Source organism: Microbulbifer discodermiae (assembly GCF_040742695.1).
Lineage (GTDB): Bacteria > Pseudomonadota > Gammaproteobacteria > Pseudomonadales > Cellvibrionaceae > Microbulbifer.
Genome location: NZ_JBFLAB010000013.1, coordinates 84,240 through 91,107 on the forward strand (window position 1 = coordinate 84,240; position 6,868 = coordinate 91,107).

The window sequence follows — 6,868 nt, forward strand, 5'->3', positions numbered from 1 at the left end:
TTGCAAAAGCCCCGCGCGGATTTTCCCCGCCGGGGCTTGCGACTTACGGAAACCCCGGCGACAAGTCCCCCAGGCACAGGCACTATTTGTATTCCGAAGCTCCCGGTTCGGGTTGGCGGGCTGCTAAACTACGCTACGGCACAACAAGCGCCAACTCCAGGCCGGCGTTTTCGCCTGTGTCTCCCGCCCGCAACAAGGATAATGCCCTGCATGCGTATCCCGCGTATCTTCTCCCCCCAGCAGCTGACACCGGGTATTGAAATCCAACTGGACGAATCCGCCTCCCGCCATCTGGTGCGGGTATTGCGGCTCGGCGCCGGCCATCCGCTGGTGGTTTTCGACGGGCGCGGCGGCGAGTACAACGCAGAGATAGTGGAAGCCGGCAAGCGCGCGCTGGTGCGGCTGCTGGATCACTGCGACGAGGACCGGCAGTCGCCGCTGTCACTGACCCTCGCCAGCGGTATTTCCCGCGGCGAGCGCTTCGACTGGGTGGTGCAGAAGGCCACCGAACTGGGCATAGCGCACCTGCAGCCTCTGTTTACTGAACGCTGCGAAGTAAAATTGAGCGGCGAGCGCCTGGCCAAAAAGCTGGCGCACTGGCAACAGATCGCCATCAGTGCCTGCGAGCAGAGCGCCCGCAACCGGGTACCCACCATTGCAGAACCCCTAAAGCTCACCCAATATCTACCCATAGCCGGCACCGAAGGCGGATTGAAGCTGGTTCTGCACCACCGCACCCAGTCCCGCCTACAGCAGCTGGCACAGGAGCGCGAGCCGCCGGCATCGGTGACACTGCTGGTCGGCCCCGAGGGCGGCCTGTCCGCAGCCGAAATCGATGCCGCCCTGGCGCAGTCTTTTTTGCCGCTGCGCCTGGGACCCAGGGTGCTGCGCACCGAGACCGCCCCCATAGCGGCGCTGTCGGTATTGCAGTATCAATGGGGGGACTTCTAATTACTGTCGTACACCCGACGATGCGCCCAACGGCACCACACCACAGGGGAGAAAACGATGACAAAACTGATTCTTTGGTTCCTGGGACTGGCGATCCTGGTCCTGTCCATCGCCGTGATCGCCAGGCCCCGGATAGCGAGAGATATGACTGAGCGCCTGAATCAGACCGGCTATGCGGTGTCCGCCTGGGCCAGAGTCACCATCGGCCTGATACTGCTGCTGATCGGCGACACACATGCCTGGAACATCCTGTTTAATGTGCTGGGGATTCTGATGGTCCTGACCGGCACCTATATGCTGTTCATAGGCTTCGAGCGCACCAAAGCCCTGTCCATGAGAATCAGCGCCAGCAGCGAAACGGTGTTGCGGCTCAGTGGCGCTATCGGTGTACTGTTGGCCCTGTTGCTGCTGTCCGCAACCTGACTGCCGGGATTGAATATGCTCGCCACACAGCTGGTTATCTTTGATTGCGATGGTGTACTGGTGGACAGTGAAACCATCGTCTGCCGGATACTCGCCGAGGAGATGAATAAACTCGGCATGCAAACCACCGCCGAAGAACTGGACGAGGAATTCAGCGGCCGCCCGGCGCAGGACTGCCTGCTGGAGATCGAGACCCGCTACGGTGGTCCCCTGCCGGATCACTATTTCGGCAATACGGAGCGCCGTATTCGCGAGGCATTCCAACGCGAATTACAGCCGGTTGCGGGAATCGAGCAACTGCTCGGCCACCTGCAGGAGATCAATCTGCCCAGTTGCGTGGCTTCGTCCGGCTCCCACGAAAAAATGCGCCTCACCCTCAATAAAACCGGGCTGTTCGAATATTTTGACGGTCGGATTTTCAGCGCCGACGATGTGGAACGGGGCAAACCCTGGCCCGACCTGTTTTTACACGTGGCCAGTACCCTGGGGGTCGAACCGCCCCACTGCCTGGTGATCGAGGATTCCATCGCCGGGGTCAGGGCCGCGGTCGCCGCGGGTATGCCGGTGATCGGCTACAGCAACCAGCCCCGGCGCGCGGCGCAGCTCCGGGAGGCCGGTGCCCGGACAATCGGAGATCTGGCTGCGGCTGTCGATTTTTTTTAACCATTCACCAGTTCTTTTTCACCTGCGACGACACTCAACCAAACATTCAGGCAAGTTACTGAAACCAGAACACCAGGGGAAGAACCACAGCCACCACGAGTGACCAGGCCGTATATACGGGTAAATAGCCTGCAATCGCCGCCTCGAGCCTGTTGATGCCTGCAGTGCCCCGGAGATGGTTGACATAGTGCGTGAGCAACAACATCAGGTGCACGAATATAAGGATGTTCGCACCGGCAACCACTATACGGTTCACTGTTATTCCATATTCCATCCAACGAAACAGAATCGCAACCAGAGCAATAATATTTACCAGAAGGGTGGCACCTATCAAGGCGACATTGATATAGTCCGAAACCTGAATACTAGCCGCTGTCTTTTTCCCCGCAACAGAAAAAATTGTCAACGCCAGGATAATCAGTAAAAGTCCATTAAAAATAATAAGAAAGTCACGGTCTGAAAACGGGCTCTTGCCCTGGTAAATTGCCGCCACCAGATATGCTATAACTGTGATAAGGAACAAAGGGGAAAACACATTGGATAGTATTGGGGCAAACTTACTTTGACGGCTTTGAATTGAATCGAATAAGTAAGTTGCCACCAAAGGAGCAGATACAAGTCCCCATACAACAATATAGTTCATATACCAGCTCTCAATAGAAATATCTATCAAGCTGAACAAGCCTAGCGTTATCGCCGTCAAAACCACTCCACCCAATAAAACCAGGACGGAATATATGAACATTTCACCAATATAGCGAATAAAGTTTAACCTTTCCTCCACCCTATTCCAGCCATCATTCATAAAACTAACAGCCAGGAGACTCAAATAAAACAAAGGCAAATGAATCAGAGCCATTGTGATAGAAGCAGAACCATCTACGCGCGGAAGGACCAGAATATAAACGACGCAGCCGATTATTACCGCCAGCAGGAGATTGCGGGTTTTCGCACTGGACACTGTCGTAATAAGAAAATAACAAATCAGGGTGCCAACCACTACCAAAGGGATAAATCGAGGGTAATACCACTGGTCATCAAAGGAAAAGATTGTTGACAGTTTAGCCAAAAAACCTGCAGCCAGGCACAGTGCCACCAACAGGGTAATCGAGATCTTCTGTACAGAAATTGATGGAGAATAAGACAATCTCGCATACCAGACCCTCAGCGTTTCGGATTCGGCATTATGCGTAATAGACTCCTGCAAAAGGGATTCAAATTTTTCCGGAGAGTCGCGATAAATTTTCTCAAGAACCTCCGGTCGGCCTAAATTATCGGTAATAATATTGTTTGTCATATTTTCACTGCCAGTCTCTTAGCAAATGCCAGTAGTAGCTGTCGAATAGCCCTCAGTATTCACAAAGGCATAATAACCGTCACATACTTCTCAGTATCCACGCTATTGTATCCCTTAAGGCAACGACTGGAATACCCCTACAACCCCCAGATGCTCCGGATCTATTACCCCGGCAATCCGACAAATGACCCCTAGCGCTGAATCACTCTTCTTAAAAACTTGCCTAATTTTCAATAATTCCCAATTTTTCAATTGGCTGCAACACCTCCCTTCCGGCGACAACGCCTCCTTGTGCCGTATTTACCAGGCAACCCGATTGATTTCCGGGCCAACACGATTCAAGTTCACCCGGTCGGCTTCGCTTCCTGCCCAAAGTTGGGCGTTTAGGTAAAAATGTAACACCTCATTCATCGTTTTCTATTTGTAGATTGCAAACAAAGCATCTAGGCTCAATAAAATCTACCTATCAAATAGAGAAACACATGTCAGAACTTTCAGATACATTCTCCAGCAAAGAATACATACGAGTTTTTGTTAAAATTCCTGAAGGCAAGAGTTTTGTAAAAAATTACTTACAATACTTTGACGCTACACTTGAATATGCTTTCGACATGCCCAAATTAAATAATTTACAAGTAATCGCGCTGACCTCTCCCTACGGAAATATATCAGCAGTTGTAACAGACTCCTTAGAAGGTTTCCCAGAGTATTTAGGGAGGACCAAAGTATTATATTGGACCAGGGATATGGAGTTGACACTGGATATCGCATCTAAGAATGGAATGACAATCCTACAAAACAAAACCCCTGTACCAATCGGATTTCAAGGTAGATTTGAAACGCCTGGCGGTTATGTTGTTGAACTTGCCGAAGCTTCTGAAGAAGGCAAAAAATATTTTAATCCGGATGCCAAGGCGCTTGGGTTTACCTAGCAGGCTGTTGAAAAAGTGTTTTCAGCGGCCAGCTGTCCCTAACAGGGATGTTCGGGCCGCAAATCAAGCATAAGACTGCTTGATTTGTCGTGGAGGGTTTGCGGACATGCGCCGCAAACCCGGGTTGAGGAAAGCCAGGGAGGGCTTTTTAACAACCTGCTAGTATATATCAGTGTCGCAAAGCCTGGCTAAATTTAACATTATAGGAAGCGCTGTCCCAGGGATCCAGTTTGATTCTGACGATATTGACACCTACAGGCTCCGTAAGCTGTGCAAAAATTGCGTCCATCTCCTTTTCGGTGGCAGCTATGTACCCGGTTGTATTCCGGCCCTCAGTGCCGCCCATCGCCTGCCCCAGTGACTCATAGGCCCAAACTGGGGTGTTATTATAGGAACGCTCCTTGCCGGGGTAGATTTGCCGCTCTGCTCCATACCCCTGATTATCTAGTATAAAAATTACGCAATCGATTCCATATTTAATCAATGTGGAAACTTCCTGGGCGGTCATATGGAAAGCACCGTCCCCGGTGATAATGTATCGCCTGCGCTTGGCCGCCTGATGGGAAAAGACGGCTCCAGTGAACATTCCAAATCCCGAGCCGAGCGATCCATAATTTCCACAACCAAAAATATCTACGCCCGATGGGAATTCAGCCTGGGCCGCATTGATATACCCACCTGTATCACCAAATACCAAATCTCCGGATTTAAAGAAATTAGCAAATTGAACAAATAGCCGATCTATCCTCAGTGGCTTTTCTGTGGAGGTAAATTTATCCGCACGTTCAAAATAAAATCTACGCCCCTTGCCAATATTCAAGTTTCCTTCGGAAATATTTTTACAACAGCTCAAGAGATCCGGAACAAATTGCCGCAAATAGACCTTATCAAATACGCGACTACCTATTGTCACCTTATCGAAGTCAGCCCAGATGCAACTCTCACCTTCCAGACGAGCAGTAAAAATACCCGTATCAAATTCATTGAGAGTCATTCCCAACGCTATGGTGGCATCCGCGCCTTCTACTGCTTTTCGGGTAACCTCATTACTCATCCCCCCCATATACAGACCGGCAGCATTGGAGTCCCCTTCAAGGTCTGCAATTTTTCCTACAAAGGTGGTGGCAACCGCAGCGTTTAAGGATTTCACCAGGCCCTTGGCCTCGGACACCAGACTTTCCCGCTGAAGCAAATGGCCGGCAACAATCGCCCGGGTTTTCGCTTTTTGAAGTATCTCCCTGGTCGCCTCAACAGCCGCACGTAAGTTTTTATCTGACGATTGGTTGAGTATCAAGTCAACAGGTTCGCCCGACAACGGCACCTGCTCGGTTTGCAAATCATAGGGAATTTCAAGGTAAACCGGTTTCTTCTTCTGATAGGCAATCCTTAAAATTTCATCGATTTCCCGTGGAGCTGTAGCTACAGACATCAGACGGTGCGACGCTACTGTAATCGGCCGAAAAGCCTCGACGCATGCGTCGAAATTCGTGTCCATCGCATGGTGCAATTTTCGCTCTGTTGGAGTAGTGAGCACCTGCACTGTCGGCGCACCCGCGATCACAATCAGTGGCGTACTGTCGGCGAAAGCACCTGCAACGGCGTTTATGGTACTGAAGCTGCCAACCCCGAAGGTAACCGCCATGGCCCCAAAACCGGTGACTTTTGCGTATCCGTCAGCGGCGTAGGCGCCATTCAGTTCATTGCACACCAGGATATGTTCCACACCATGAGGGCCGTCGATCAATTCATCAAAGAAAGGCAGGACATAGTCCCCCGGAATACCAAATATATGCCCCACACCGAGCGCCTTAAGGCGACAGCATAGATAGGTTGAAATAGTTACTGTCTGAAGGTTGGAACTCATACCCTGACTCCATAAACACCCAAACTGCATATCAAGCTTTCAAATGCTGTTTTTCGATCCCTTACCGCCCACCCATACAAGGTACAGCGGTTTGGGACACCCCAGGGCAAGTGGCTCGCACTTCGTTTTGTTAGCAACCTACAGTCCCGAATAGAGAAGGTTTGGGCTGTGAGGCACAGCTTGCAGCGGCTTGCTTTGTCCTGCAGGATTTTCGGACATGTGCCACAAACTTGGATTAGCGAAAACCAGTGAGGCTTTTTCAGCAAAATGCCCGATCATGAGTATAGGCTCTCTGGGTAAAGAACTATTTTCCTGCGTCGACAATTTGACGGCCCTGATTCCTGCTTCATTCATGCACCGGTTTACACAGATATTGCCCGCTGGCGGGTGGAACTGGGCTCCTGAAGCTGCGGGTGACTAGGGCCTGTTCACACTAACGAAGTTGGCCCTAGCAGGCTGTTGAAATTCGCAGAATTTCGACAGCCTGGTACCGGAATATGGATGTTCCGGCAAAATAAACGACACCTAAGTCGTTGAGCTTGGGAGAAAAGTGAAAATCACATTTTTCACTTTTCGTGTTTTGAAACAGGCAGAATGCCTTTTTCAACAACCTGCTAGGGCCTGTTAACACTAATTAGCCGGTCAGCGATCAATGAAAAGTTGATGAAGAACTTAAAAACGACATCCAACTTATCAAATCGACTAAATATTCTTCGGAAACCTTTCAAGCGGCGAAAC

Annotated in this window: 6 protein-coding genes; 4 read left to right on the forward strand and 2 right to left on the reverse strand. The window is 50.7% G+C overall.

What is annotated here, in order from left to right:
- The first annotated feature begins 210 nt into the window (after window positions 1–210).
- Genes AB1S50_RS06995 through AB1S50_RS07005 form a run of 3 tightly spaced genes read left to right on the forward strand, consistent with a single transcriptional unit; the run spans window position 211 to window position 2,037 of the window.
- On the forward strand, window positions 211–951 hold the full coding sequence (locus AB1S50_RS06995) for a 16S rRNA (uracil(1498)-N(3))-methyltransferase (RefSeq protein WP_367149811.1): 741 nt from the start codon (window positions 211–213) through the stop codon (window positions 949–951).
- Window positions 952–1,008: 57 nt separating this feature from the next.
- Window positions 1,009–1,374 (forward strand): hypothetical protein, encoded by a 366-nt coding sequence (locus tag AB1S50_RS07000; RefSeq protein ID WP_367149813.1) that lies wholly within the window; start codon window positions 1,009–1,011, stop codon window positions 1,372–1,374.
- A 15-nt stretch (window positions 1,375–1,389) separates the two neighbouring features.
- Entirely contained in the window at window positions 1,390–2,037 is a 648-nt protein-coding gene (locus AB1S50_RS07005; RefSeq protein ID WP_367149814.1) for an HAD family hydrolase, read from the forward strand.
- 55 nt (window positions 2,038–2,092) lie between these two features.
- On the opposite strand, the gene AB1S50_RS07010 is transcribed toward AB1S50_RS07005, so the two are convergent.
- Window positions 2,093–3,334 (reverse strand): hypothetical protein, encoded by a 1,242-nt coding sequence (locus AB1S50_RS07010; RefSeq protein WP_367149815.1) that lies wholly within the window; start codon window positions 3,332–3,334, stop codon window positions 2,093–2,095.
- 482 nt (window positions 3,335–3,816) lie between these two features.
- Here AB1S50_RS07010 and AB1S50_RS07015 point away from each other — a divergent pair, with 482 nt between their 5' ends.
- Window positions 3,817–4,266 carry a hypothetical protein gene (locus AB1S50_RS07015; protein ID WP_367149816.1) on the forward strand — a complete coding sequence of 150 codons (450 nt, stop codon included), beginning with the start codon at window positions 3,817–3,819 and terminating at the stop codon, window positions 4,264–4,266.
- Window positions 4,267–4,435: 169 nt separating this feature from the next.
- On the opposite strand, the gene AB1S50_RS07020 is transcribed toward AB1S50_RS07015, so the two are convergent.
- Window positions 4,436–6,130, reverse strand: coding sequence for a thiamine pyrophosphate-binding protein (locus AB1S50_RS07020; protein ID WP_367149818.1), 1,695 nt, complete (start codon window positions 6,128–6,130; stop codon window positions 4,436–4,438).
- Between the last annotated feature and the right edge of the window lie 738 nt (window positions 6,131–6,868).